The organism is Verminephrobacter aporrectodeae subsp. tuberculatae At4, from assembly GCF_000193225.1.
GTDB classification, from domain to species: domain Bacteria; phylum Pseudomonadota; class Gammaproteobacteria; order Burkholderiales; family Burkholderiaceae_C; genus Acidovorax; species Acidovorax aporrectodeae.
The window spans coordinates 1-1,930 of the sequence record NZ_AFAL01000741.1; the positions used below are offsets into that span (position 1 = coordinate 1).

Genomic DNA, 1,930 nt, shown 5'->3' on the forward strand with positions numbered 1-1,930 from the left:
GTCTGCCAAGGGGGGCACGTCGCGCAGCGGGGGCTCGAATCCCGCACGCCCGCACACGCCGAGGATGGCCGCGCTGCGCAGCAACTTCAGCGCGGGCGGCTGCTGCGCCCGGCTGACCTGGGCGAGGAAATGCGCGACGCTGCCGCCGCCCTCAAAGGTCGGCAGGCCGGGTGCCCGGTCCGTGCCCGGGAGCGCGCAGTCCAGCAGGATGTCCGGGTTCATGCGATCCGATCGGCAAATGTCAGAAACCCTTCCGGAGAGCGCGCGCAGCTCGGTCGCAGGACCTGACCGTCCCACTCGCCGGCCAGCTGTGCGGGCAGCCCATGGGTCAGCGCCAGCAGGTCCCAGGCCCAGTCCGTGCGGGTCTCCAGGGGGACGGCGCGCCCGGGGTCGCTGTCGAGCATGTGCAGCCACCAACGGTCCTCATGGCGCGCCGCGGCGACCTTGGGCAAAAGCACCAGCGACAGCGGCGCGAAGGGATTCGCCGCCAGCTGATTCGCCGCCAGCTGCCACTCGCCGGACGACGGCAAATGGGGCCAGGCCGGTGTTTGCGCGGCTTCGACCGCGGCGCAGGGGAGGGCGCGCAGCGGGCTTGCCCCGGGGTAGAACGCGAGCGTCGTGCGCACGCCGCAGCCGAGGGGCCAATGGGTCTCGAAGCCCCGGCCGTTGTGGCTGAAATCAAGCACCAGCGCCCTGCGCCCGGAACGCGCGCCGTAGAGCCACACGCGCCGCTCGCTGAGCCGCTGCGCACGCTCCTGGACGACGCAGCCAACGACCAGCCAGGTGTCCTCGACGCGCTCGCCCTGCGCCAGGGCGGCGTCGGAGTCGGCGGCCCAGCCGAGCGCAGCCTGGAGGTCGCAGACGAGGTGGCCGGGCAGGTCTTCCCGATGGCGCAGCGCGTCGATGCACAACTGCATCCGCCCCATCAGGGCCAGCACCGCGGCGGGCCATTGCGGGCCGACTCCCACGGCGGCGGCCGCGCGGCACAGGAGCTCCCCGAGTCCGGGAGCCTGCGCATCGACCATGCGCGCAGCCAACTGGTTCCAGGCTTCGAGATTCCCGCGCTCCAGGGTGGCCAGGCCCTGCGCAATCCGGTCCATGAGAAAGCGCTCGAGATCGTCGGCGCCGGCCTCGATGCGCTTCCAGCGCTCGCCCTCGCGCTTGGCCAAAGCCGCCTGCGCAGCCGCTGCCGCCTGCGGATCCAGCGCAATGGCATCGGTCCTGTCCTGCTTTCTTTGCGCGCGCTCCTTGCGCGAGTCAAGCCAGTCGCAGACCCACTGCGGTTCCTGGACGGAGGCGAAAAGGTTCGCGCAATCGGCGCGCAGCAGCATCAGCGCCAGGCCGTGCTTGCAGGGAAATTTGCGGCTTGGGCAGGAGCACTTGAACGTTGGCGCGGCCCCCGTGACGTCGACCTGGGTTTGATACGGCTTGGCCCCGCTCCCCTGGCAGGCGCCCCACACCGCGCGTTCGCTCGATCCCAGGCTCGATCCCCACTTGCCCGGCGCCAAAAGCCCCTTGGCGGCCTTGGCCGAGGCCTCGTCCGGGGCCAGACTCAGGACGGATTGCGCGGTCAGTTGCATGGGGCGAAGGTTTTTTTTGGAGTTCTCGGGAAAGGGTGGGGCCAGGGCCATGCCCGCAGAGGGGGCACGAGCCTGCGCAAATGATATGCCATGCGCGTAACTGCCGGACCCCCGCGCCGACCCCATTCGGGGCGCGCGCGGAGGTTTCGATATTTTGCAAACGATCCCTGGGGACTGGCGATACGCGGCGGGATCGCGACCGCGTTACCAGTCCGCCCGGTCAGCGCTCGGCCATGACCTGCGCGATCGCCTTGCGCGTGGCATCGACGACGGTGTCGGCCTCCTGCCGCGTCAGGCACAGCGGCGGCGCAAAGCCGAGGATGTCGCCCTGCGGCATGGCGCGCGCGATG

At 70.9% G+C, this 1,930-nt stretch carries 2 protein-coding genes; both read right to left on the reverse strand.

The window, feature by feature from the left end; translation table 11 throughout:
• A partial coding sequence (locus VTU_RS29095; protein WP_010108341.1) for a hypothetical protein occupies positions 1 to 222 on the reverse strand: 222 nt, incomplete at its 3' end.
• A complete protein-coding gene (locus tag VTU_RS0120990) occupies positions 219 to 1,580 on the reverse strand; it encodes an SWIM zinc finger family protein (protein ID WP_029554629.1) in 1,362 nt (453 codons plus the stop codon). The genes VTU_RS0120990 and VTU_RS29095, both read right to left, overlap by 4 nt.
• Positions 1,581 to 1,930: the final 350 nt, after the last annotated feature.

Coding starts and splice junctions, on each gene's coding strand:
- VTU_RS0120990 (WP_029554629.1), bottom strand. CDS start 1,580: ATGCAACTGACCGCGCAATCCGTCCTGAGTCTGGCCCCGGACGAGGCC.